Here is a 21,275-nt window from a genome sequence, read left to right as displayed (position 1 = left end):
TGATGGCGGGCGCAGCGCCGTCGCGGCCACCCTATGGAGGGGAGCCGCCGGGCGGAAGGCAACAGGCGACATGACGTGTCGCAAACGGGCAGGAGACGCGATGGCATCCATCATCGGCATATCGGAAAGCCTCGTCCGCCGGGCGGTGGCGCTCTGGCGGACGCTGGTGGTGCGCGTCATCCTCTTCGGCGCGCTGGCGCTCGTCTCCATCGGGCTGACGCAGGTCATCTCGCCGCTGCTGCCCGACGAATGGCGCGCCTACGTGGGCGGGGGGGCCGCCGACCGGCTGCTCGACATCATCGCCAACGCCATGCTGGCGGCGACGATCTTCTCGCTGACGGTGATGGTCAGCGTCTACTCCTTCTCCGCCTCGCAATGGACCCCGCGCGTGCACCGGCTGATCGTGCAGGACCCGCGGATGCAGAACACGATCGCCACCTTCATCGGCGCCTTCGTCTATTCGCTCGTCGCCATCATCCTGCGCGAGATGCGGGTCTACAGCGACGAGCATGCGCTGGTGCTCTTCATCCTGACGACGATGGTGCTGGTGCTGGTGGTGCTGGCGCTGATCCGCTGGGTGCTGCACCTGCAGGGCTTCGGGCAGCTCGACCAGACGGTCCGGCAGGTGGAGGAGATCACCGCCCGCGAGCTGGCCAAGCGGCTGGAGACGCCCTGCCTCGGCGGCGCCCGCTGGGAGGGCGAGGTGCCGGAGGGCGCGACGCCGATCCGGGCGCGGGGGGCGGGCTACGTGCTGCAGATCTACCAGGACGGGCTGAACGACATCGCCGAGGCGCATGATTGCCACATCTACATGCCGCTGCCGCCCGGCACCTTCGCCCATCTCGGCGAGCCCATCGCCTATCTCGGGCGCCCGCTGGACGAGGAGCTGGAGGGCAAGGTCCGCGAGCAGATCGTCACCGGGGACGCGCGCGGCTACGTGCAGGACCCTCGGCTGGGGCTGACGGTGCTGGCCGAGATCGGCTCGAAGGCGCTCTCGCCGGGCATCAACGACAGCGGCACGGCCATCGACGTGATCACGAGGATCGGGCGCATCCTGTCGGATTACCGGCGCGAGGAGGCGGAGGATGGCCCGCTCTACCCGCGCCTGCATATCCCGCCGCTCGACCCCGAGGATCTGGTGAACGACGGCTTCGACGGCATCGCCCGCGACGGGGCCGACAAGCTGGAGGTGCAGCTGCGGGTGCAGGACCTGCTGACCGGCCTGATGGCCCATAGCGACGAGGCGATGGCGGTGGCGGCGCGGCGCGTGGCGATCCGCGAATATTGCCGCGCCATGCAGTCGATGACCTTCGAGCCCGACCGCGCCCGCCTGCGCGCCGTTGCCAATGCCGAGGTGCTGCGGGGCGCGGAGGAGACGGGCGATGACGCCGTGAAAGACGCCACCGCCGAGGCCGACGTCAGGGAATGATGCGCGTGTACTTCGTGCCCTCGATCGTGGCGCCGACCCGCAGGCCCGCCTGAGCGAAGACGACCGCGATCACGGGCGAGACGGAGGTGAGCACGTCGGCCCGCAGCATCTCTCCGCGGTTGTTGAGCGCGTATTCGATGTCGCCGCCCGCCGACCAGCCGCTGGAGCGGCGGAAGGTCATCAGGCTGTCCTGCGTCATGAAGAACAGGACGTGCGAGTATTGCTGGGCGCCGATCTGCAGGCCCGCCGAGGCGGCGGTGGCGAGGTAGTAATCCACCGTCGCGCCGCCGACGCGCAGCGCGCCGCGCCCGTAGGAGCCGCCGAGCCCGAGGCCGGCCTCGGTGACCAGCGGCATGACCAGCATCCCGGCGGCCTGCTGCTGCAGCTCGCTCGTGCCGGGATAGGTGCCGTACATGTACTGAAGGGTGGAATCGACGCGCGCGTCGATCTGGTTGGACCCGGGGGACCCGATGCCGTTGCCGCAGGCGGCCAGCGCCATCGACGCGCCGCCGGCCGCAAGCAGATTGCGCCGTGTGGTGGTGATCATCTCGCTCTCTCGCCTCATAGGTTCGGCCTTGTGGCTGGCCGATTGCGGGGCACTATAGGCAGCATCGTCGCAATTGTCATCGCCTCACGGCGGGGCGCGGCGGATCGGTCGTCACGGGTGCGTCCCCGTCGACACTCGCCGGTGGCCCGGTGCGCAGCGCCGGGCGGCGCGGGCGCAGCGCGGTGGAGAGGCCCGCCAGCAGCACCAGCACGATCCCGGCGGCGGAGACGGCATCGGGCACATGCCCGAAGACCAGCCAGCCGAGGAAGGTCGCGAAGGCGAGGTGGAGGTAGTTGACCGGCGCGAGGAAGGGCGCCGGCGCAAAGCGGTAGGCGACCGTCAGCAGGAAGTGCCCCAGCGCGCCGAAGAGGCCGAGCGTGACGATCAGCAACCCGTCGCGGAGGGGCGGCATCTCGGACGGCAGCGTCCACGGCAGGGTGGCGCCGAAGACGATCATCCCCGCCAGCGCCGTGTGCAGCACCAGCGCCTCCGTCGTCTCCGTCCGCGCGAGAAGGCGGGAGAGGAGGTGGTAGACGGAGGTGGCGGCGGCGACGCCAAGCGCGAAGAGCACGCCCTGCGGGTCGAGCCCGCCGCCGGGGCGGACGATGAGCAGCGTGCCGGCGAAGCCGACACCGGCCGCCAGCCAGCCGGCGAGGCCCACCCGCTCGCCCAGCACCGGCACGGCGAGGATGAGCACGGCCAAGGGCGCGAGATAAGTGATCGCCGCCGTCTCGCCGACGGGCAGGGTGCGCACGGCGTTCGTCATGCACCACGAGGCGGCGACGAGGCTGAGCGCGCGCAGCAGCACCAGCGCCGAGCGGTGGGTGACGAAAGCGCCGCGCCCGTAGCGGGGCAGCATGATCGCGCACATGATGGCGAAGTTCACCGCGTAGCGGATCGCCATCAGGAAGCCGGCCTCGTAGCCGGTGGAGAGCACCTTGGTGGCGGTGTCGAAGAGCGCGAAGTTGAAGACCGCCGCCGCCACCAGCGCCACGCCGAGCAGCGGGCGCTCCTGCGTCTCAGCCATTGAGGAGCCGCGCGGCGGCGGGGGCGAAGTAGGTGAGGATGCCGTCGCAGCCGGCGCGCTTGAAGGCCATCAGGCTCTCCATCATCACCCGCGGCCCGTCGAGCCAGCCGTTCTGGCTCGCCGCCTGCAGCATCGCGTACTCGCCGGAGACCTGGTAGGCGAAGGTCGGCACGCCGAACTCCGTCTTCACGGCGCGGCAGATGTCGAGATACGGCATCCCCGGCTTCACCATCACCATGTCGGCCCCTTCGGAGAGGTCGCGGGCGACGAGGCGCAGCGCCTCGTCGGCATTGGCCGGGTCCATCTGGTAGGTCTTCTTGTCGCCCTTCAGCGCGGCGGAGGCGCCGACGGCGTCGCGGAACGGCCCGTAGAAGGCCGAGGCATACTTGGCGGCGTAGGAGAGGATGGTCACGTGCTGGTATCCTTCGGATTCCAGCGCCGCGCGCATGGCGCCGATCCGCCCGTCCATCATGTCGGAGGGGCCGAGGATATCCGCCCCCGCCGCGGCCTGCGCCAGCGCCATCTTCACCAGCGCCTCGACCGTCTCGTCGTTGACGATCTCTCCCTCGCGCACGAAGCCGTCATGGCCCTCGGCGTTGTAGGGATCGAGCGCGATGTCGGTCATCACGGCGATGTCCGGCACCTTGTCCTTGATCTCGCGGATGGCGCGGTTGGTGAGGTTCTCCGGATCCCACGCCATGGCGCAGTCGTTCGTGCGCGCCTCCGCCGAGGTGTAGGGGAAGAGGCAGATGGCGGGGATCCCGAGGCTCCACGCCTCCTGCGCCGCCGCCGCGACCCGGTCCACCGACAGGCGCGAGACGCCGGGCATGGAGGCGACCGGGGTCTGCAGATCCTCGCCCTCGGTCAGGAAGACCGGCCAGATGAAATCCGCCGGGGTCAGCACGTTCTCGGAGACGAGGGCGCGGAGCGCGGGCGTGCGGCGCAAGCGGCGCGGGCGGGCGGCGGGGAAGGGCGGGGGCGTCAGCATCGCGGGCCTTTCTCGGCAAAGGGCACCGCCTGCGGCGGCAAAGGACACCGACTCCGGTGGCACGAAGCCGCGCCCACCTCAAGCCTCGCCATTCGCCGCACCAGCGCGTAGGCTCTGCGAAAAAGCTGCAGGCGGCCGCGCGTGACCTTCACTGATCTTCTCTTTCAGACCATAGATTTCCATTCGTTTTCCAATCTGTGGTACTGGATCGTGCTCGCTGTCGTCTGGTCCTCCGCCTCTCATTTCGTCATGGGCGTGCCGTGGGATCTCGTCATGCGTGCCCGCCGCGAGGGCGGTCAGGCGGAGGCCGATCTCATCCAGCTTGTCGGAATCCAGTCGCGGCGGATGCTCTTTTTCAGCCGCAATTCCGGGCTCTGGCTCTTCGGGCTGGTCTGCTTTCTGCACAGCACGCTGCTCGTCCTGTCCCTCTGGTACGGCGTCGAATGGGCGCAGGCGGTGGAGCTGATCGCCCTGCCGATGACACTGGTGGGCTTCCTCGGCGTCGCCACCGCCGCCGACTTCGACGCCGCCGATGAGCTGGAGGCCGACCTGATCTACCGGCGGCTGCGGCGGCAGAGACTTCAGGTTCAGTTGATCGGCATGGTCTCGCTGGTGGTCACCGCCATGTACGGCATGTACAAGACGCTCGCCGTGGGCCCCTTCTTCTGAGCGGGCTCGCCTTCTCGAACCCAGCGAAGAGCAGCCCGATGGCCGATCATATCACCGTCTCCGGCGCCCCGGAGGGGTTCGACGCCCGCCTGATCCTCAAGGAGGTGGAGAAGAGCGGCTGCGTCGTCCATGTCGCGCGCGACGACAAGCGCATGGCCGGGGTGCAGGCGGCGCTGGGCTTCTTCGACCCCTCGGTGCCGGTCTTCACCTTCCCCGCGTGGGATTGCCTGCCCTACGACCGCGTCTCGCCGAACCCCGACATCTCGGCCGCCCGCATGGCGACGCTGGCGGCGCTGGTGCACGACCTGCCGGAGCGCTTCGTCCTGCTCACCACGCTGAACGCCGCCATGCAGCGGGTGCCGGCGCGCGAGGTGCTGCGCGGCGCCGCCTTCACGGCGGAGGTCGGCCGGCGGATCGACGAGAAGAGTTTGCGCGACTTCCTCGCCCGCATGGGCTTCTCCCAGGCGCCGACGGTGACGGAGCCGGGCGACTGCGCCTTCCGGGGCGGCATCATCGACATCTACCCGCCGGGGGAGAGCGGCCCCGTGCGGCTCGACCTCTTCGGCGACGTGCTGGAGGGCGCGCGCCGCTTCGACGCCGCCACCCAGCGCACGACCGAGAAGCTGGAGCGGGTGGAACTGGCGCCCGTCTCCGAGGTGATCCTCGACGATGCGGCGATTACCCGCTTCCGCCAGAACTACCGGGTGGAATTCGGCGCCGCCGGCCTCGACGACCCGCTCTACGAGGCGGTGAGCGCGGGGCGCAAGCATCAGGGGATGGAGCACTGGCTCGGCTTCTTCCATGACAAGCTGGAGACGCTGTTCGACTACCTGCCCAGGGGCACCGTCACGCTGGACGAGCAGATGGCCCCCGCCCGCGAGAGCCGGTGGGAGAGCATCGCCGACCAGTACGAGACGCGCCGGCAGGCGATGGGCGGGCGCAGCCGGATCGACAGCCCCTACAAGCCGGCCCCGCCCCAGCTGCTCTACCTCGACGAGCCGGCATGGGACGCCGCGCTCGCCGGCCACCGGGCGCTGAACTTCGTCGCCCTGCGCCGCCCGCCGGGGCCGGGAGTGATCGACGCCGGCGCCAAGCCCGGGCGCGAATTCTCCCCCGAGCGCAAGCTGGAGAACGTCAACCTCTTCGCGGCGCTCGCGACGCATATCAAGTCGCGCCAGAAGGAGGGGCCGGTGATCGTCGCCTCCTATTCCGAGGGCGCGCGAGAACGTCTCGCCGGGCTGATCGCCGACGAGGGCGCCGGCAAGGCGCATCCCATCTCCCACTTCGGCGAGGTGAAGGGGCCGGGGCTCTACCTCTCCGTCTGGTCGCTGGAGCAGGGCTTCGAGGCGCCGGGGCTGACGGTGATCTCCGAGCAGGACGTGCTGGGCGAGCGGCTCATCCGCCAGTCGCGCAAGAAGCGCCGGGCCGAGAACTTCCTGACCGAGGCGCAGAGCCTCTCGCCAGGGGATCTCGTCGTCCACGTCGATCACGGTGTCGGCCGCTACCTCGGGCTGGAGGTGATCACCGCCGCCGGGGCCGAGCACGAGTGCATCGCGCTGGAATATGCCGAGAACACCAAGCTCTACCTGCCGGTCGAGAACATCGAGCTGCTCTCCCGCTTCGGCCACGAGCAGGGGCTGCTCGACAAGCTCGGCGGCGGCGCTTGGCAGGCCAAGAAGGCGCGCCTGAAGGAGCGCATCCGCGAGATGGCCGCCCGGCTCATCCGCATCGCCGCCGAGCGCGAGCTGCGCAAGGGCGAGGTGCTGGAGCCGCCGGAGGGCATGTGGAACGCCTTCCTCGCCCGTTTCCCCTACGAGGAGACGGAGGACCAGCTGCAGGCCATCGAGGACGTGCTGGAGGATCTGGAATCCGGCCGCCCGATGGACCGGCTGATCTGCGGCGATGTCGGCTTCGGCAAGACGGAGGTCGCCGTCCGCGCCGCCTTCGTCGCGGCCATGTCGGGCGTGCAGGTGGCGGTCATCGCGCCGACGACGCTGCTTGCCCGCCAGCACTACAAGACCTTCGCGGAACGCTTCCGCGGCTTCCCCATCAACGTCGCGCCGCTCTCGCGCTTCGTCTCCGCCAACGACGCGGCGAAGACGCGCGACGGGCTGGCGAAGGGCACGGTGGACATCGTTGTCGGCACCCACGCGGTGCTGGCGAAGGGCGTGCGGTTCCAGAACCTCGGCCTCCTCATCATCGACGAGGAGCAGCGCTTCGGGGTGCAGCACAAGGAGCGGCTGAAGCAGCTGCGCTCCGACGTGCACGTGCTCACGCTCTCCGCCACGCCGATCCCGCGGACGCTGCAGATGTCCCTCTCCGGCGTGCGGGACCTCTCCATCATCGGCACTCCGCCGGTCGACCGGCTGGCGATCCGCACTTACGTGTCCGAGTTCGACACGGTGACGATCCGCGAGGCGCTGCTGCGCGAGCATTACCGCGGCGGGCAGAGCTTCCTCGTCGTCCCCCGCATCACCGACCTGCCGGAGATGGAGGAGTGGCTGACCCGCGAGGTGCCGGAAGTCACCTTCGTCGCCGCCCATGGCCAGCTGGCCGCCGGCGAGCTGGATGACCGGATGAACGCCTTCTACGACGGCAAGTTCGACGTGCTGCTGGCCACGACGATCGTGGAATCGGGCCTCGACATCCCGACGGCCAACACGATGGTGGTCCACCGGGCTGACATGTTCGGGCTCTCGCAGCTCTACCAGATCCGCGGCCGGGTGGGGCGGTCGAAGACCCGCGCCTACGCGTACCTGACGACCAAGCCGCGCATGAAGCTGACGGACACCGCCGAGAAGCGGCTGCGCGTTCTCGGCTCCATCGACAGCCTCGGCGCCGGCTTTGCGCTGGCGAGCCAGGATCTCGATATCCGCGGCGCCGGAAACCTCCTCGGCGAGGAGCAGTCGGGCCAGATCCGCGAGGTCGGCTACGAGCTCTACCAGCAGATGCTGGAGGAGGAGATCGCCCGCATCCGCTCCGGCGAGAGCGAGGGCGTGCCGGAGGAGACGGGCCAGTGGGCGCCGCAGCTCAACCTCGGCGTGCCGGTGCTGATCCCCGAGGAGTACGTGCCCGACCTCGACGTGCGGCTGGGCCTCTACCGGCGCCTCTCCGATCTGGAGACGCGGGTGGAGCTGGAGGGTTTCGCGGCCGAGTTGATCGACCGTTTCGGCGAGCTGCCCAAGGAGGTGAACACCCTCCTGACGGTCGTGCGCATCAAGGCGATGTGCAAGCGCGCCGGAATCGGGCGGCTGGACGCGGGGCCGAAGGGCGCGACGATCCAGTTCCACAACGACAAGTTCGCCTCGCCGCAGGGGCTGGTTGCCTTCATCGAGGACCAGCGCGGGCTGGCGAAGATCAAGGACAACAAGATCGTCGTGAAGCGCGACTGGCAGCGCGACAGCGACAAGATCAAGGGCGCCTTCGCCATCGCGCGGGACCTCGCGGCGAAGCTGAAGGAAGAGGCGAAGGCGTAGGGCCGGGCCGGCGGGTGCGGTGCGTGCGAGCACGCACCCTACGGGCCGGTTGAGGGGAGCGCCACGGTGGGTTGAAAACCCACCCTACGGGAGGGGCGAACGCCTGCACCCTTGGTCGCGCAACGACGCCGCTTTGACTCCCGCCCGGTACGCGCCAAAGGCGCAGGGCGAGCGCCTGCCCGTCCCGGCGGGCTGGGGCTCTGGCGGAGCTTGGTGCTCAGCGGGGGGCGGGGAGGAGTCTTGCTGGCATAAAGCGCTTCAGCGGGGCCGTTGCAGCGCCACCTCTCGGGCAGGCGCTCGCCCTGCGCCTGCGGGCGGCCGGGCAGGGTGGTGAGGCCGGGTGCCGGGCTGAAAGCCCGGCCTAGGCGGCCTGCGGGGCCTGCGCGAGCGAAGGGGAACCTTCGCCCGATGCATGGCCTGCCTTACGCTTTGAGGATCGACGTGCCGGCGAATTTCGCCGTCTCGCCCAGCATCTCCTCGATGCGGATCAGCTGGTTGTACTTGGCGATCCGGTCCGAACGGCTGAGCGAGCCGGTCTTGATCTGCCCGCAGTTCGTCGCCACCGCGAGGTCGGCGATGGTCGCATCCTCCGTCTCGCCCGAGCGGTGGGACATGACGTTGGTCATGCCGGCGCGGTGGGCCATGTCAACGGCCGTCAGCGTCTCCGTCAGCGTGCCGATCTGGTTGACCTTCACCAGCATCGAGTTCGCCGCCTTGCGCTCGATCCCCATAGCCAGCCGCTCGGGGTTGGTCACGAAGAGGTCGTCCCCGACCAGCTGGACCTTGCTGCCGAGACGCTCGGTGAGCATCTGCCAGCCCTCCCAGTCATCCTCCGAGCAGCCATCTTCGATGGAGATGATCGGGTAGTCGTTCACCAGCTTCTCGAGGTAATCGACGTTCTCGGCGGAGGAGAAGGCATTCCCCTCGCCCTTCATGTCGTAAACGCCGTCCTTAAAGTACTCCGTCGCCGCGCAATCGAGCGCGAGATAGACCTGCTCACCCGGCGTGTAGCTGGCCTTCTCGATGGCGCGGAGGATGAAATCCAGCGCCTCGCGGGTGGAGGAGAGGTTGGGCGCGAAGCCGCCCTCGTCGCCGATGCCCGTCTGGTAGCCGGCGGCGGAGAGCTCCTTCTTCAGGGTGTGGAAGATCTCCGAGCCCATGCGCACGGCGTCCTGCATCGTGTGCGCGGCGACCGGCATGATCATGAATTCCTGGATGTCGATCGGGTTGTCGGCATGCTCGCCGCCATTGATGATGTTCATCATCGGCACCGGCAGCACCCGCGCGCCCGTGCCGCCGACATAGCGGAAGAGCGGCTGGCCACAGAACTCCGCCGCCGCCTTGGCCGTGGCGAGCGAGACGCCGAGGATGGCATTGGCGCCGAGCCGGCCCTTGTTGGCGGTGCCGTCGAGCTCGATCATCGTCTCGTCGATCGCCACCTGGTCGGTGGCATCCATGCCGAGGATCTCTTCCGCGATCTCGCCGTTCACGGCCGCCACCGCCTCGCGAACGCCTTTGCCGAGGTAGCGCGCCTTGTCGCCGTCACGCTTCTCCACCGCCTCGTAGGCGCCGGTCGAGGCACCGGAGGGAACGGCGGCGCGGCCCATCGAGCCATCCTCGAGCGTCACGTCCACCTCGACGGTCGGGTTGCCGCGGCTGTCGAGGATCTCGCGGGCATGGATGTCGATGATGGTGCTCATGTGGCGCTCTCCGGCTGGATCAGGGTTGCCGCCCCTATATCCCGCGGGGCGCCACGAGGGAAGCCGCGCGCCGCAGCCGCCGCTCGCGGAAGAAGGTGTAGAGCCCCGATCCGACGATCAGCGCCGAGCCGATCAGCATCGGCACGGTGATCGCCTCTCCCAGAAGCGTGCTGGCGAGGACCATCGCGAAGAGGATGCGGAAGTAGCGGAAGGGCGCGACGAAGCCGACGTCCCCCGCCCGTGTCGCGGCGACGACGGTGAGGTAGCCGCCGATGCCGAAGATCAGGATCATCGGCAGGAAGGCCAGCGCCTGCCCGGTCAGCGGCACGAAGGGCGTGCCGGATAGCCACATGAGCAGCGCCCCCGTCGGCACCAGCGCGACGAAGGCGGTGACGGAGAGCTGGAGGCCGGTGATCGCCCGCGGCACGACGCGGGTGGCGAGGTCCCGCGCGCCGAGGCCGAAGATGGCGAGGATGGCGAAGAGCGCGGCGGGGTCAAAGCCGGCGCCCCAGGGGTCGACGACGATGACGACGCCGGCGAAGCCCACGGCCACCGCGCTCCACCGCCGCCAGCCCACGGCCTCGCCGAAGACGAGCGCGGCGCCCAGCGTCACCGCCAGCGGCACCGCCTGCAGCATGGCGGAGACGAGGGCGAGCGGGGCGAGCGAGAGGGCGAGGATGTAGCCGAAGGTGCCCACGGCCTCCCCCGCCGTGCGCAGGGCGACGGTGCGGTGGGCGAGGGCGCGCCAGGGCCAGGGCTCGCGGCGGGCGAGGGAGAGCCCGGCGAGGATCGGCGCGCCGAGGCCGCCGATGAACATCAGCATCTCGCCGGGCGGGACGGTGGCGGCGAGGACCTTGATGAACAGGTCCTCCACCGCGAAGAGCGCCATGGAAAGCACCATGATCAGCGCGCCGCGAATGTTCGCGGCGCCGTCGGATGTCGGCTGCTCGGGGGCGCTTTGTCTGCTCATGACGCGGCAGTTACAGGGCCGGCGCGGCGGGCGCCAGATGGGCCTCGCTCGTCCGCACCGGGGCGCGCGAGCCGCTCCGGCAGGAGCGGTCGAGCTACCGCCGCCCCAGCCCCGGCAGCCGCAGCCACGAGCCGCCGAGCTGCCGCGCCCGGGCCCCGGTGCCAAGCTTGAAGCGCATCAACCCCGGCGCGGCGGCGTCGATGGCGCCGAGGTCCATCCGCTCCGCCCCGCCGGCGGCGAAGCGGCGGGCGGCGAGGAGCAGCCCCAGCCGGTGCGCATTCGTCCGCCGCCCCGCCTCCGACGCCCAGGCCATCTGGTATGTCACCACCCGCCCGTGCGGCAGAAAGAGCATCTGCGCCGCCACCTCGCCCTCCGCCTTCAGCTCCAGCACCTCCGCCCCCGGCCAGCCGCGCCAGAGCCCCGCCGGCAGCGCCCGGTAGCGGCGAACCTTGCGCTGTGCCGCCTCGCGGGCGAAGAGCTCGCCCGCCGCGCGCCCCGGCCGGGCGGCGGAGCCGATGGCATGCCAGCGCGCCTGCAGCCCCGCCGCCTCCGCCCGGTGCAGCCCGTTCCGCCATTTCTGCGCCATGCGCGCCCGCAGCTCCGCCTCGCCCGGCCGGATGTCCCATTCCGCCACCCAGCCCGGCGTCAGCACCTGCGAGAAGCCGGCGGCGCGCAGCCCCTCCGCCTCGTCCGGCTCCGCCAGTCGCAGCCCCTCGCGCGCCAGCTTGGCGAGCAGGCCGAGACGCATGACGTCCGGCAGGCCGGGGCGGAAGACGGGGCCGCGCGGCGCGAGGCTGAGGCCCCAGCGGCGCACCATCAGGCACTGGCAGAGGATCACCCCGCCGTTCTCCAGCGTCAGATGCTGCGCCTTGGCGCCGGCGCGGGCCAGCGCGGCAGCGAACATCGGGCTCTGTTGCAGAGGCAGGGCGAGATCGGTGGCGGCGTGATCGCGGGGCATGGCCCCATTAGGCGGCCCTTTACCTAATGTCTATTTAATGGCCCCACGATCGACGCTGCCGAAGGAGCCTGCCCATGCCCCGCCCTCACGCCTCCGTCCAGACCGCGGTGCCGGAGGCGCCGCGCCTCACCCCGCTCGGCGCCGCCCTGCTGGCGCTGGCGCTCTCCATCCCCGGTGGGCTGCTTCTGATGGCGATCAATGCCCTGATCTGAAGGGGCGGCGCGCCGCCGCCCCCGCCTCGGTCAGAGCCCTTTGAGGAAGGCGTGGAAGGCGTTGTCGAAGGCCTCCGGCAGCTCCAGGTAGGGCGAGTGGCCGCAGTCGGGGAAGACGTGGCGCTCCACCCGGCCGCCGGCCGCCTCGTAGGCGGCGAGGGCGGCTTCCGTCTGGCCGATCATCGGCTGCGGAGGATAGGCCTCCTCCCCCGGCCAGCCGGGGATGGCGCCCGCGGCGCCCAGCGCCCCGAGGTCGAAGCCCGAGGCGTCGGAGACGACGGCGTCGTCGGCGCCGCGGATCCAGCAGATCGGCGGCGTCGGCCCCCGGGTGAAGCCCAGCGGGTCCGGCATCCGGTGCGGCGCCAGCGCGTTGATCGGCCCGAAGTCCCCCGGCGCCGCCCCCGGCCAGTGCTCGGAGGGTTTGGCGTCCCCCGGATAATCCTGCTCGCCGCTGTGCTGGGCGAGCGCGGCGGTGAGGATGTCCTCCATGCGCTCCGGCACGAAAGGCGGCTTCCAGACCACGGCATTCAGCACGTTGCGCGGGTGCACCGGCGTCTCGTCACCCCGGTCGCCCTCCGCCAGCAGGCGGGCGAAATCGGGGTTCACCCCCGCCGCCCCGGCGCCGGCGCCGTCGGGATAGGCGGGCGTGCCGTCCGGCTTGGAACAGCCGAAGCCATAGGGCGAGGCGGGCGCCACCTGCGTTAGCGAGAGCACCCGCTCCGGATGGTCCGTCAGCATCTGCCACAGCACGCCGCCGCCCAGCGAATGGCCCACCATGTGCGCCGCCTCGATGCCCATCGCCTCCATCAGCGCATCCAGATCGTCGGAGAAATCCCGCAGCCCCCGCGTCGCATCCACCTTCACCGCCGCGTCCGCCTCTCCGTAGGCGCGCAGGTCCGGCGCGATGGCGCGGAAGCCCTCGGGCAGGCGCAGCATCGTCTCCTCCCACCACGTGGCGGCGGAGAGGTTGCCGTGGATGAAGATAACCGGCACGCCGTCCGGCGGCCCGCTGGTCAACACGCGGGTCTCCAGCCGCGGGGCGGCGACGCGCTGCGCTTGCGTGATGGTCGGGATGGTCATGGCTCCTCCGGGCTCCTCCATATGCGCCGCCAGCTTGGCGCCGCGCCCGGCCTGCCGCAAGCGCCTTCCCGGGCCCCCGCCGCGCGCGGCCGCCACCCCCTCTCGCCCTTTTTCAAATACCTCTCGGGGGGCTCCGGGGGGCAGACAGCCCCCCGGTCCCGTCCCGTCAGCCGGGCCGTCCCTCAGCCCAGCTGCACCAGCGCGTGCCGCTTCTTGCCGGCAGAGAGCTTCACGGGCGCCGCAAGGTCGCCCGCCCCCAGCACCTGCCCGGCATCCGTCACCGGCTGGTCGCCCATGCGCGCCCCACCGTCGGCAATCAGGCGCTTGGCCTCCTTGCCGGAGCCGGCGAGGCCGGAGCGCACGAAGAGCTGCACGATGGAGATGCCATCCGCCACCTCCCCGGCACTCAGCACCAGCGTCGGCAGGTCCTCTCCCATGCCGCCCCGCTCGAAGACCTCGCGGGCCGTCGCCTCGGCGGCGCGCGCCGCCTCCGCGCCGTGGAGGAGCGTCGTCACCTCGTTGGCCAGCACGATCTTCGCCTCGTTGATCTCCGAGCCGCCGAGGGCGCCGAGGCGCTCGCACTCCTCCACCGGCAATTCGGTGAAGAGCTTCAGGAACTTGCCCGTGTCGGCGTCGGTCGTGTTGCGCCAGAACTGCCAATACTCATAGGGCGAGAGCATGTCGCCGTTCAGCCAGACGGCGCCGCCCTGGCTCTTGCCCATCTTCCGCCCGTCGGAGGTGGTGAGCAGCGGCGTCGTCAGGCCGAAGATCTCCTGATCGGCCACGCGGCGCGTCAGGTCGATGCCATTGACGATGTTGCCCCACTGGTCGGACCCGCCCATCTGCAGGAGGCAGCCGTAGCGGCGGTTGAGCTCCAGAAAGTCGTAGGCCTGCAGGATCATGTAGTTGAACTCGAGGAAGCTCAGCGATTGCTCCCGGTCCAGCCGCGACTTCACGCTCTCGAAGGAGAGCATGCGGTTGACGGAGAAGTGCCGCCCGATATCGCGCAGGAACTCGAGGTAGTTCAGCCCGTCCAGCCACTCGGCATTGTTGAGCATGAGCGCCCCGGTGGGGCTGTCGTCGTAGCTCAGGAAGGCCGAGAAGACGGCCTTCTGGCCATCCATGTTCGCCTGGATCGCGGCATCGTCCAGGAGCGGCCGCTCGTCGGAGCGGAAGGAGGGGTCGCCCACCTTCGTCGTGCCGCCGCCGAGGAGCGTGATCGGCTTGTGGCCGGTCTTCTGCAGCCAGCGCAGCACCATGATGTTCATCTGGTGGCCGACATGCAGCGACGCCGCCGTGGCGTCGTAGCCGATATAGGCGGGGACGGGGCCGGCACTCAGCGCCTCGTCGAGGCCCTGGTAATCCGTGCAATCCTGCAGAAAGCCGCGCTCCATCAGCACGGCCATGAAGTCCGACTTCGGATGGTAGGTCATCTTGCGTCCTCGCCTGCTTGGCCGGCGCCGTCTATAGGGGCGAGGGCAGGCGAGGGGAAGCGCATGTTGAAGAACGGGCCGTGGTGGGTCGCCGGAACGATGTCGGGCACGTCGCTGGACGGGGTGGACGTGGCGCTCTTGCAGACGGACGGCGAGCGCATCCTCGCCTTCGGCGAGGGGGGCGTGCGCCCCTACCGGACGGAGGAGCGGGCGGTGCTGCGCGCCGCGCTGGGCCAGTGGCAGGGGCCGGAGGTCGAGGCGGCGGCGGAGCTGGTGACACGCGTCCACGCCGAGGCGCTGGAGGGGGTGCGGGCTGATCTCATCGGCTTTCACGGCCAGACGCTGGCGCATGAGCCGAAGGGCCGCGGCACCCTTCAGGCCGGCGACGGCGCCGCGCTGGCGGAGGCGACGGGCCTCCCCGTCGCGTGGGATTTCCGCAGTGCCGACGTGCAGATGGGCGGCGAGGGCGCGCCGCTGGCGCCGTTCTACCATTTCGCGCTGGCAAAGCACCTCGGGGCGGAGGCGCCGCTGGCGTTCCTCAACCTCGGCGGCGTCGGGAACCTGACGTGGATCGATCCGCGCCGCGCCCGGCCGGAGGAGGCGGGCGCGCTCCTCGCCTTCGATACCGGCCCGGCCAACGCTCCGGTGGACGATCTCGTCGCCGAGCGACTGGGGCAGGGCTTCGACGAGGGCGGGGCGCTGGCGGCCCGGGGGGAGGTGGACGAGGCGGTGCTGGAGGCCTTGCTCGCGCACCGCTACTTCGCCCGCATGCCGCCCAAGTCGCTGGATCGCAATGCCTTCGACCTCGATGTGAGGCACCTCGGCGATGCCGATGCCGCCGCGACGCTCACCGCCTGCGCCGCCGCTGCCGTCATGCAGGGGATGGACTTCTGCCCGGAGCCGCCGGAGCGGCTGCTCGTCACCGGCGGCGGGCGGAAGAACGAGACGCTGATGGCGATGATCGCCGCCGGGCTCGATTGCCCGGTGGAGCCGGTGGAGGCGGCGGGGCTCGACGGCGACCTGCTGGAGGCGCAGGCCTTCGCCTACCTCGCCGCCCGCGTGGCGCGGGGGCTGCCGACCTCCTGCCCCGGCACGACCGGGGTTGCGGCAGCGGTGGGGGGCGGCATCCTCTCCCGTCCTCAGGCGTAGCGGCCGAGCATCTCGTCCACCTGCGCGCCCGAGGCGCCGGCGCCGAGGCGGGTGAAGCGCCCCTCGCCGAACATCTCGGTACCGGCCTCAAGGATCGTGCCATGCACCGCCCGCGCCAGCGCCGAGCCGAGGGAAACGCGCGCCGCGCCGATGGCCGCGAACTCGGCGAGGCTGCGGTCCGCGTAGCGGATCATCAGCACGTTGACGGGCTTGGAGACGGAGGCGATGAGCCGCGCCGTCTCCTCCATCGAGGGCAGGACGGGGGCGTAGAGAACATCCGCCCCCGCCGCCTCGAAGGCCTGCACGCGGGCAATCGCCTCCTCCATGTCGTAGGTGCTGTGCATCACGCCATCGGCGCGGGCGGTGAGCACGAAGTCCCCCGGCAGGGCGCGCGCCGCGGCGGCGGCGGCGCGGATGCGCTCGGCGGCGAGATCGGCGGGGTAGGGGGTGCCATCGGGCGTGACGTCCTCGATGCAGATGCCGGCGAGGCCGATCTCGGCGGCGAGGCGCACCGTCTCGGCGCAGACCTCCGGCGCGTCGCCGTAGCCGTTCTCGAAGTCGCCCTGCACGGGAAGGGGCGTCGCCGCCACCAGCGTCTCGGCATGGGCCAGCGCTTCGTCGCGGGTGACCTGCCCGTCGGGCCGGCCGAGCGTGAAGGCATGGGCGGCGGAGGAGGTGGCGAGCGCCGCGGCCCCCATCGCCGCCATCATCCGGGCGGAGCCGGCATCCCAGACATTGGCGAGGATGAAGGGCGCGCCGGGCCGGTGGAGGGCGCGGAAGGTGGCACCGGGGTCGGGCATGGCGAGGCTCTCCTGAGGCATGGGATCTGCCCCGCATTGGCGCCCCGCCGCCCCCGCCGGTCAACCCGGAAGCTGACCGTCCTCGTCCAGCAGCTTGCGGGGGCCGGGCCCCTCCTTCGCCTGCGCGTCGTCCGGGTTGTGCAGCGCGCAGCTCTCCAGGCTCAGGCAGCCGCAGCCGATGCAGCCGTCGAGCCGGTCGCGCAGCCGCTCCAGCGCCGCGATGCGCGCGTCGATCTCGCCGCGGAACTGGGTGGACAGGCGCGTCCAGTCCGCCTTCGTCACCCGCCGCTCGTCCGGCAGTTCCTCGAGCAGGGCGGCGATGCGGGCGAGCGGGAAGCCGAGGCGCTGGGCAATCATCACGAAGGAGAGGCGGCGGATGTCGGCCCGGTCATAGCGCCGGTGCCCGCCGGCGTTGCGCAAGGGGCGCACGATGCCATGCTCCTCGTAGAAGCGGATCGCCGAGACGGCCAGCCCCGTCCGCTCCGCCACGTCGCCGATCGCCAGTCCACTCATACCGCCCTCCATCAACTCGCCAAGCCGCGCTTGACCTAAAGCGCACTTGAGAAAGTACACCTGATTCGCCCTCACAGGAAAGGATCAAGAGATGGGACGACTGGAACATGTGAACATCACGGTGGCGGACCCGGCGGCGACGGCGGAGATGCTCTGCACCCTCTTCGGCTGGCGCATCCGCTGGCAGGGGGAGGCGATCCACGGCGGCCGGACGGTGCACGTGGGCGGGGAGGGCGACTACCTCGCCCTCTACAGCGGCCCGCCCGGCCACGCGCCGGAGGAGGCGACCGACAGCTACACGCGGCGGGCAGGGCTGAACCACATCGGCGTGGTGGTGGATGACCTCTCCGCCGCCGAGGCCCGGGTGACGGCGGCGGGCTACGCTCCCCATTCCCACGCCGATTACGAGCCGGGGCGGAGGTTCTACTTCCGCGAAGAGAACGGCGTCGAGATCGAGGTGGTCAGCTACGGCTGACCGCCCGCCGGGGAGAGTGACATGACACATCAGGAATTCGCCGCTCTCGCCGCCCCGCCCGGCGAGGCACCGGGGACGACATCCCTGCTCCCGGGCCTGCGCGGCGGCATCGCGGCTCGGCTGCTGGCCGAGGTGCGGGTTGATCCACCCCCTGCGCCGCCTGCCAAGTCGGGGCCGCAGGCGCCCGTGTGGAGCCTCAGCCTCGGGCGCTTGACCCTCACGCTGCGTGAGGCCCCATAAGACCTCCCATGCGTGATTCGGTTCGGGAATATACGGTGTCGGAGCTGGCGGGGCTGGCCGGGGTGAGCGTGCGAACGCTGCACCACTACCACGAGATCGGCCTCCTCCTGCCCGCGCACCAGAGCCGGGGCGGCTACCGCCTCTACGGTCAGGCGGAGCGCCTGCGCCTGCAGGAGATCCTGTTCTACCGCGCCTTCGGGCTCTCCCTCGCCGAGATCGCCTCGGTGCTGGAGGAGCCGGGTGGCGCGGCGGGGCGGCTGAGGCGCCAGCGCCACCGCCTGGCGGCGGAGGCGGAGCGGCTGGCGGGCCTCCTGGCGGAACTGGATCGCGCGATCGAGAGCATCGAAACGGGAGACTTTGGAATGACAGATCAGCTCTATGCGCCGCATTCGGCAGAGAAGCAGGCGGAGTACGAGGCCTCGCTGGTGGCGACCTACGGGGTGGAGATGGCGCAGGCCATCGAGACCTCCCGCGCCGCGGTTGCTGCGATGCCCGAGGGGATGGAGGGCCTGATGGCGGAGCTGAAGGAGGTCGAGGCCGGTCTTGTCGCCGCCTTCGAGGCGGGGCAGACGGCCCGTGGCGCGGCGGAGGCATTCGACCGGCATCGCGCCCTGATGGCGAGGATGTGGGGAGAAGCCTGCCCGCCGGACGCTTATGCCGGCCTGGCGGGCCTCTACGAGAGCCACCCCGATTTCATCGCCCGATACGAGCGTCTGGCGCCACGGTTCTCGAAATGGCTGCCGCGCGAGATGCGCGCCTACGCCGACGCTCTCCGCCCCTGACGGGCCGCTCGCCCCGCAAGGGATCCCCTTTCATCTGGCCGAAAATACCTCGGGGGTGTGGGGGCAGAGCCCCCACGCGGCCGGCCCAGCCGGCCGCCCCCCTCAGGCCAGCGCCCCGTCCGCCGTGATCCGCGTCGCGCCCCGCAGGTAGGGGTGCAGCGCCCGGGGCAGGGAGACGGAGCCGTCCTCCTGCTGGCCGTTCTCCACCACCGCGATCAGCGTCCGTCCGACGGCGAGGCCGGAGCCGTTGAGCGTATGCACGAACTCGGGCTTGCCGCCGCCCTCGGGCCGGTAGCGGGCGTTCATGCGGCGCGCCTGGTAATCGCCGGCAACAGAGACGGAGCTGATCTCGCGGTAGGTGTTCTGCCCCGGCAGCCAGACCTCGAGGTCATGCGTCTTGCGCATCCCCGCGCCGAGATCGCCGGCGCAGAGCACGACGCGCCGATAGGGCAGCTCGAGCTTCTCGAGGATCGCCTCGGCCCGCTCGGTCATGCGCTCATGCTCGTCGGCAGAGGTCTCGGGCGTCGTGATGGAGACCATCTCGACCTTCTCGAACTGGTGCTGGCGCAGCATGCCGGAGGTGTCGCGCCCCGCCGAGCCGGCCTCTGAGCGGAAGCATTGCGTGTGGGCCACGTAGCGCTGGGGCAGGGCGGCCTCGTCGAGCAGCTCACCGTTCACGAGGTTGGTCAGCGTCACCTCGGCGGTGGGGATCAGCCACCAGCCGTTGGTGGTCTGGTAGCTGTCCTCGCCGAACTTCGGCAGCTGCCCGGTGCCGACCATCATCTCCTCGCGCACGAGCACGGGGGTGATCGTCTCCATCAGCCCATGCTCTTCGACATGCGTATCCAGCATGAACTGCGCCAGCGCCCGATGCAGCCGGGCAGCGGCGCCCTTGAGCACGACGAAACGGCTGCCGGAGAGCTTGGCGCCGGCCTCGAAATCGAGCCCCGCGGCCACGCCGGCGATCTCGTAATGCTCCTTCGGGGTGAAGGAGAAGTTGCGGGGGGAGCCCCAGCGCTTCAGCTCGACGTTATCCGCCTCGTCGGCGCCATCGGGGATGGCCTCGTCGGGCAGGTTGGGGATGCCGAGGAGGAGGTCGCGGAGCTTGGCGTCCTCCGCCTTCGCCTCTTCGTTGAGGCGGGCGACCTCGGCCTTCTTCTCGGCGACGAGGGCGCGCAGGCGCTCGAACTCCGCCTCGTCGCCCTTGGCCTTGGCGGCGCCGACCTCCTTGGAGGCGCGGTTCTGCTCGGCCTGCGCCTCCTCGGCGGCCTGGATCCTGGCGCGGCGGCCCTCGTCGAGGCTCAGGATCTCGGAGGAGACGCCAGACATCCCCCGGCGGCCCAAGGCCGCGTCGAAGGCGGTCGGGTTCTCGCGGATGGCGCGGATGTCGTGCATGTCCTCTCTCCTTGGCTTGCCCCGGTGGGCGTGAGGTGAGGCGGATATGCCGGATGTGGGGGCGAAGGGGAAGGGTTCAGGATGAGTTAGAGGCGCCGGGGGCCTGGGTGGGGTCGTAGGTTTCGGGTGAATCGACCCACTTCTGCCATTCACCTTCAAAGCGATATTTCGGCAGAATGAACCGGGGCCAGTGGGTCGGCAACTCAACGATCTCTCCTGCTCCATCTCGGGCTCGGACAGAAGCGTCGCCAAACGAGTTAGAGAGAATGCTTGCAGATATTGTCTTGGACCGGATGTCCGAAATATAGAACGCACAATTGTAAAAAGAGACCTCCTTTCCGACCATATTCCAGTCAAGGTGAGATTCGAAAATGGAACACATGAAGAACCGCGAGCCGTCCAAAAGGATGGAATCTAACCTTACCTTCAAGAATGAAGTGTGTTGAAACGAGCTTTCCTCAATTCTTGTTGATCTCAGCATTGAATCCTTAAATCTGCAGGATCCAAAATAACAGTTTGTAAACTCGCCGGCGAAGAACGAAGCTTCGTTAAATTTGCAGTCCTCGAACTGAGCTAGTTTAGCTTTGGTGAACCCAAACCTAGCGCGCGTGAAATTGCAGCGTAGGAAATTCAGACCCGACAAATTCAATTTGCTAAAGTTTGCTCCGCTCAGGTCGCAGTCTGTCAGAGTTATACGGTGACTCTCCATTCCTTCTATGGCATGTGCTCGGAGCGTACGTCCACCAATTGCCGTCAGAGCTTCTTGAACATCACTGTCGATTTGGTCTTGGTCGTCCCTACGCTGACCTATTCTGGCATTCTCCGAAATATATGAAGAAAGGATCTTCATGACTTGTACATGGATGTCGTCATTTGCTCTTGAGAGGCGGGTTAGTGCGAGAATTGCGCCAATTCTGACTTCCTTGTTCTTTTCTGTAGCTTCTCGAAAAGTTTGGGTTCCGTCTTCCCCTTCCGACAAGACGATGACGGAACGCACAGCGCCCAGATTCTCGATGGCCTTGTTGAATAGCTCGGTCTTGTGGTTCTCCTCGGCCACGTCTGCCGTCCGATGCGCAACCCAGCTTCGCCAGATGACCAGCGGCGCGCCGAGTAGAGCGGCGATTAGGGCGCCCGCGCCGAGACCGGTTGCGGGCGTATCGGCCTCACCCTGACCTCCCGCCACAGTCCACAGAACAACTGCTGCCGCGATGGTCGCAAGAACAAAGAGGGGAGCCGCGACAGCGATGATGGCGCTGAGCCAGACTGGTCGCTTGCGAACACTCTCGCCTGCGATCGACGGGTAGAGAGCATATACCAGCGCAGATACCACTGTCACCAACGCCACCAGCCCCAACACAGCCAGCTCCCGCTCCGTCAGCGGTAGCGTCAGCGTGACGCCTCGTTCCCCCATCCCCCTAGCCCTCCATCCCGC

19 protein-coding genes are annotated in these 21,275 nt (G+C 69.7%); 7 read left to right on the top strand and 12 right to left on the bottom strand.

What is annotated here, in order from left to right:
* The first annotated feature begins 100 nt into the window (after positions 1-100).
* On the top strand, positions 101-1,429 hold the full coding sequence (locus GY170_RS12250; protein ID WP_163894062.1) for a DUF2254 domain-containing protein: 1,329 nt from the start codon (positions 101-103) through the stop codon (positions 1,427-1,429).
* Here GY170_RS12250 and GY170_RS12245 read toward each other — a convergent pair.
* The 3 genes from GY170_RS12245 to hemB all read right to left on the bottom strand — a co-directional run bounded on the left by GY170_RS12245 (position 1,419) and on the right by hemB (position 3,991).
* Positions 1,419-1,976, bottom strand: coding sequence for a lipid-binding SYLF domain-containing protein (locus tag GY170_RS12245; RefSeq protein ID WP_163894060.1), 558 nt, complete (start codon positions 1,974-1,976; stop codon positions 1,419-1,421). The two genes, GY170_RS12250 and GY170_RS12245, sit on opposite strands and share 11 nt — an antisense overlap.
* Before the next feature lie 76 nt (positions 1,977-2,052).
* Positions 2,053-3,003, bottom strand: coding sequence for a DMT family transporter (locus GY170_RS12240; protein WP_163894058.1), 951 nt, complete (start codon positions 3,001-3,003; stop codon positions 2,053-2,055).
* The gene (gene hemB / locus GY170_RS12235; protein ID WP_163894056.1) at positions 2,996-3,991 is read right to left on the bottom strand and encodes a porphobilinogen synthase; all 996 of its coding nucleotides are present in this window, start codon (positions 3,989-3,991) and stop codon (positions 2,996-2,998) included. Before hemB ends, GY170_RS12240 begins: the two co-directional genes overlap by 8 nt.
* 141 nt (positions 3,992-4,132) lie before the next feature.
* Between hemB and GY170_RS12230 the strand changes: the two genes are divergently transcribed.
* Complete coding sequence (locus GY170_RS12230; RefSeq protein ID WP_163894054.1) at positions 4,133-4,660, top strand: component of SufBCD complex; 528 nt, start codon at positions 4,133-4,135, stop codon at positions 4,658-4,660.
* A gap of 38 nt (positions 4,661-4,698) precedes the next feature.
* Positions 4,699-8,136, top strand: a complete 3,438-nt coding sequence (mfd, locus tag GY170_RS12225; RefSeq protein WP_163894052.1) for a transcription-repair coupling factor — start codon at positions 4,699-4,701, stop codon at positions 8,134-8,136.
* Positions 8,137-8,558: 422 nt separating this feature from the next.
* On the opposite strand, the gene eno is transcribed toward mfd, so the two are convergent.
* The 3 genes from eno to GY170_RS12210 form a co-directional block, all read right to left on the bottom strand.
* Positions 8,559-9,836 carry a phosphopyruvate hydratase gene (gene eno / locus GY170_RS12220; RefSeq protein ID WP_163894051.1) on the bottom strand — a complete coding sequence of 426 codons (1,278 nt, stop codon included), beginning with the start codon at positions 9,834-9,836 and terminating at the stop codon, positions 8,559-8,561.
* Positions 9,837-9,870: 34 nt separating this feature from the next.
* Entirely contained in the window at positions 9,871-10,806 is a 936-nt protein-coding gene (locus GY170_RS12215; RefSeq protein WP_163894049.1) for a DMT family transporter, read from the bottom strand.
* A gap of 94 nt (positions 10,807-10,900) precedes the next feature.
* Positions 10,901-11,764, bottom strand: a complete 864-nt coding sequence (locus GY170_RS12210) for a GNAT family N-acetyltransferase (RefSeq protein WP_163894047.1) — start codon at positions 11,762-11,764, stop codon at positions 10,901-10,903.
* A 74-nt stretch (positions 11,765-11,838) separates the two neighbouring features.
* Between GY170_RS12210 and GY170_RS12205 the strand changes: the two genes are divergently transcribed.
* Positions 11,839-11,976 carry a hypothetical protein gene (locus GY170_RS12205; protein ID WP_163894045.1) on the top strand — a complete coding sequence of 46 codons (138 nt, stop codon included), beginning with the start codon at positions 11,839-11,841 and terminating at the stop codon, positions 11,974-11,976.
* A 30-nt stretch (positions 11,977-12,006) separates the two neighbouring features.
* On the opposite strand, the gene GY170_RS12200 is transcribed toward GY170_RS12205, so the two are convergent.
* Together GY170_RS12200 and tyrS are read right to left on the bottom strand one after the other, a co-directional pair.
* Positions 12,007-13,056, bottom strand: coding sequence for an alpha/beta fold hydrolase (locus tag GY170_RS12200; protein WP_163894043.1), 1,050 nt, complete (start codon positions 13,054-13,056; stop codon positions 12,007-12,009).
* A 182-nt stretch (positions 13,057-13,238) separates the two neighbouring features.
* On the bottom strand, positions 13,239-14,489 hold the full coding sequence (tyrS, locus tag GY170_RS12195) for a tyrosine--tRNA ligase (RefSeq protein WP_163894041.1): 1,251 nt from the start codon (positions 14,487-14,489) through the stop codon (positions 13,239-13,241).
* Positions 14,490-14,552: 63 nt separating this feature from the next.
* Between tyrS and GY170_RS12190 the strand changes: the two genes are divergently transcribed.
* Entirely contained in the window at positions 14,553-15,638 is a 1,086-nt protein-coding gene (locus tag GY170_RS12190; protein WP_163894039.1) for an anhydro-N-acetylmuramic acid kinase, read from the top strand.
* On the opposite strand, the gene GY170_RS12185 is transcribed toward GY170_RS12190, so the two are convergent.
* Positions 15,629-16,438, bottom strand: a complete 810-nt coding sequence (locus tag GY170_RS12185; protein ID WP_163894037.1) for an isocitrate lyase/PEP mutase family protein — start codon at positions 16,436-16,438, stop codon at positions 15,629-15,631. The two genes, GY170_RS12190 and GY170_RS12185, sit on opposite strands and share 10 nt — an antisense overlap.
* Before the next feature lie 60 nt (positions 16,439-16,498).
* Complete coding sequence (soxR, locus tag GY170_RS12180; protein WP_163894035.1) at positions 16,499-16,951, bottom strand: redox-sensitive transcriptional activator SoxR; 453 nt, start codon at positions 16,949-16,951, stop codon at positions 16,499-16,501.
* A 91-nt stretch (positions 16,952-17,042) separates the two neighbouring features.
* On the opposite strand from soxR, the gene GY170_RS12175 reads away from it, so the two are divergent.
* Together GY170_RS12175 and GY170_RS12170 are read left to right on the top strand one after the other, a co-directional pair.
* Positions 17,043-17,426 (top strand): VOC family protein, encoded by a 384-nt coding sequence (locus tag GY170_RS12175; protein ID WP_163894033.1) that lies wholly within the window; start codon positions 17,043-17,045, stop codon positions 17,424-17,426.
* Between the two features lie 248 nt (positions 17,427-17,674).
* Entirely contained in the window at positions 17,675-18,448 is a 774-nt protein-coding gene (locus GY170_RS12170) for a MerR family transcriptional regulator (protein WP_163894031.1), read from the top strand.
* Positions 18,449-18,550: 102 nt separating this feature from the next.
* On the opposite strand, the gene serS is transcribed toward GY170_RS12170, so the two are convergent.
* Both serS and GY170_RS12160 read right to left on the bottom strand, forming a co-directional pair.
* On the bottom strand, positions 18,551-19,843 hold the full coding sequence (gene serS, locus GY170_RS12165) for a serine--tRNA ligase (protein ID WP_163894028.1): 1,293 nt from the start codon (positions 19,841-19,843) through the stop codon (positions 18,551-18,553).
* Between the two features lie 76 nt (positions 19,844-19,919).
* The gene (locus GY170_RS12160; RefSeq protein ID WP_163894025.1) at positions 19,920-21,254 is read right to left on the bottom strand and encodes a pentapeptide repeat-containing protein; all 1,335 of its coding nucleotides are present in this window, start codon (positions 21,252-21,254) and stop codon (positions 19,920-19,922) included.
* Positions 21,255-21,275: the final 21 nt, after the last annotated feature.

Origin of the sequence: Pseudoroseicyclus tamaricis, assembly GCF_012070395.1 — a bacterium.
In the GTDB taxonomy this organism is placed as follows: Bacteria; Pseudomonadota; Alphaproteobacteria; order Rhodobacterales; family Rhodobacteraceae; genus Pseudoroseicyclus_A; species Pseudoroseicyclus_A tamaricis.
Note: the sequence above shows the minus strand (reverse complement) of the source record. Positions and strands in the feature narration are given on the sequence as shown.

What these genes read in the sequence shown, in the direction of transcription:
- GY170_RS12175 (WP_163894033.1), top strand. Translation starts at nt 17,043, where the DNA reads ATGGGACGACTGGAACATGTGAACATCACGGTGGCGGACCCGGCGGCG.
- GY170_RS12250 (WP_163894062.1), top strand. Translation starts at nt 101, where the DNA reads ATGGCATCCATCATCGGCATATCGGAAAGCCTCGTCCGCCGGGCGGTG.
- hemB (WP_163894056.1), bottom strand. Translation starts at nt 3,991, where the DNA reads ATGCTGACGCCCCCGCCCTTCCCCGCCGCCCGCCCGCGCCGCTTGCGC.
- GY170_RS12210 (WP_163894047.1), bottom strand. Translation starts at nt 11,764, where the DNA reads ATGCCCCGCGATCACGCCGCCACCGATCTCGCCCTGCCTCTGCAACAG.
- soxR (WP_163894035.1), bottom strand. Translation starts at nt 16,951, where the DNA reads ATGAGTGGACTGGCGATCGGCGACGTGGCGGAGCGGACGGGGCTGGCC.
- GY170_RS12215 (WP_163894049.1), bottom strand. Translation starts at nt 10,806, where the DNA reads ATGAGCAGACAAAGCGCCCCCGAGCAGCCGACATCCGACGGCGCCGCG.
- GY170_RS12200 (WP_163894043.1), bottom strand. Translation starts at nt 13,056, where the DNA reads ATGACCATCCCGACCATCACGCAAGCGCAGCGCGTCGCCGCCCCGCGG.
- GY170_RS12245 (WP_163894060.1), bottom strand. Translation starts at nt 1,976, where the DNA reads ATGATCACCACCACACGGCGCAATCTGCTTGCGGCCGGCGGCGCGTCG.
- GY170_RS12205 (WP_163894045.1), top strand. Translation starts at nt 11,839, where the DNA reads ATGCCCCGCCCTCACGCCTCCGTCCAGACCGCGGTGCCGGAGGCGCCG.
- GY170_RS12240 (WP_163894058.1), bottom strand. Translation starts at nt 3,003, where the DNA reads ATGGCTGAGACGCAGGAGCGCCCGCTGCTCGGCGTGGCGCTGGTGGCG.
- tyrS (WP_163894041.1), bottom strand. Translation starts at nt 14,489, where the DNA reads ATGACCTACCATCCGAAGTCGGACTTCATGGCCGTGCTGATGGAGCGC.
- serS (WP_163894028.1), bottom strand. Translation starts at nt 19,843, where the DNA reads ATGCACGACATCCGCGCCATCCGCGAGAACCCGACCGCCTTCGACGCG.
- GY170_RS12160 (WP_163894025.1), bottom strand. Translation starts at nt 21,254, where the DNA reads ATGGGGGAACGAGGCGTCACGCTGACGCTACCGCTGACGGAGCGGGAG.
- GY170_RS12170 (WP_163894031.1), top strand. Translation starts at nt 17,675, where the DNA reads ATGCGTGATTCGGTTCGGGAATATACGGTGTCGGAGCTGGCGGGGCTG.
- eno (WP_163894051.1), bottom strand. Translation starts at nt 9,836, where the DNA reads ATGAGCACCATCATCGACATCCATGCCCGCGAGATCCTCGACAGCCGC.
- GY170_RS12185 (WP_163894037.1), bottom strand. Translation starts at nt 16,438, where the DNA reads ATGCCCGACCCCGGTGCCACCTTCCGCGCCCTCCACCGGCCCGGCGCG.
- GY170_RS12190 (WP_163894039.1), top strand. Translation starts at nt 14,553, where the DNA reads ATGTTGAAGAACGGGCCGTGGTGGGTCGCCGGAACGATGTCGGGCACG.
- mfd (WP_163894052.1), top strand. Translation starts at nt 4,699, where the DNA reads ATGGCCGATCATATCACCGTCTCCGGCGCCCCGGAGGGGTTCGACGCC.